Annotated in this window: 1 protein-coding gene; it reads left to right on the top strand. The window is 62.7% G+C overall.

Annotated features, from left to right (window positions below):
• Window positions 1–285 precede the first annotated feature (285 nt).
• On the top strand, window positions 286–1,017 hold the full coding sequence (locus tag A3730_RS03225) for a YafY family protein (protein WP_063519953.1): 732 nt from the start codon (window positions 286–288) through the stop codon (window positions 1,015–1,017).
• Window positions 1,018–1,051 lie beyond the last annotated feature (34 nt).

The raw sequence follows: 1,051 nt of genomic DNA, 5'->3' as shown, positions 1-1,051 counted from the left end.
TGCAGGGCCAGAATCAGGCCCTGAAAGGTCAAAATATCCGTTTGCGGTTGTTCCGCCATGGTGAATCCTGTTATTCGGTAATGGTGTTCCGGTACCAGTCTTGCTGCGAGTGATCGCGAGAGATTGCCGCGAAAGGCGCCAAGTATACCGGCCCGGCCCGGTCGGTGATACCGGTGGCGGCCCCGACCGGATACTGACAGCACGGTGTCAGTAGCTTGGCGCTAGAATGCGGATCGGGAACGGCGGAAGATAAGTGCCGCGTCAGGTTAATTACAGGGAAGGATCATGCGTCGAGCAGAGCGCCTGTTTCAGATTGTGCAGGTCATCGGGGCCAGCCAGTGGACCACCGCCCAGGCGCTGGCCGAGCGGCTGCAGGTGTCCGAGCGCACCATTTACCGGGATGTGGACCATTTGTCGGCCAGCGGCGTGCCGCTGTATTCCCAGGCGGGAAAAGGCTACGCCCTGCTGGAGGGCTATCAGCTGCCGCCGCTGATGTTCAGCGTGGAAGAATGGCAGGCCCTGCTGACCGGTCTGTCCATGGCCCAGGGCTGGGCCGGTCAACGCCAGGCCGAGGCGCTGCGTGCGGTGCAGGAAAAGCTGGCCATGGCGGTGCCCAGCCATCTGCGTGCGCTGGCCTCGCCGGTGTCGGCCCCGGCCTTGCCGGAACGGCGCATGCTCGGGGCGTTGCTGGATCCGCTGCAGCGGGCCATTCGCGAACGCAGCAAGGTGCGGGTGCATTATCGTGACGTTCAGGAGCAGTTCAGCAAGCGGGTTATCTGGCCGCTGGGGCTGTATTTCTGGGGCCACTGCTGGACGCTGGTGGGTTGGTGTGAATTGCGCAAAGCGTTTCGCCATTTTCGGGTGGACCGTATCGTGATTTTGCAGACTCTGGGCGACCGTTATCCGCATCTGCCCGGCCACACCCTGGCCGATTATGAAGCCGCCATGGATGCGCGGTGCACCGACCCACAATCCACCGATCCACAGACCGCCGTCGAGGAGAAAACACCATCATGAACGACCGTTGCCCCTGGTGCGGGGATGATCCGCT

The sequence above is a fragment of the Alcanivorax sp. HI0044 genome (genome assembly GCF_001634945.1).
The sequence above is the reverse complement of the archived record's forward strand: the minus strand, read 5'-3'. Positions and strand labels throughout refer to the sequence as shown.

Excerpts from the sequence above, each read along its gene's own strand:
- A3730_RS03225 (WP_063519953.1), top strand. The coding sequence starts at position 286 with ATGCGTCGAGCAGAGCGCCTGTTTCAGATTGTGCAGGTCATCGGGGCC.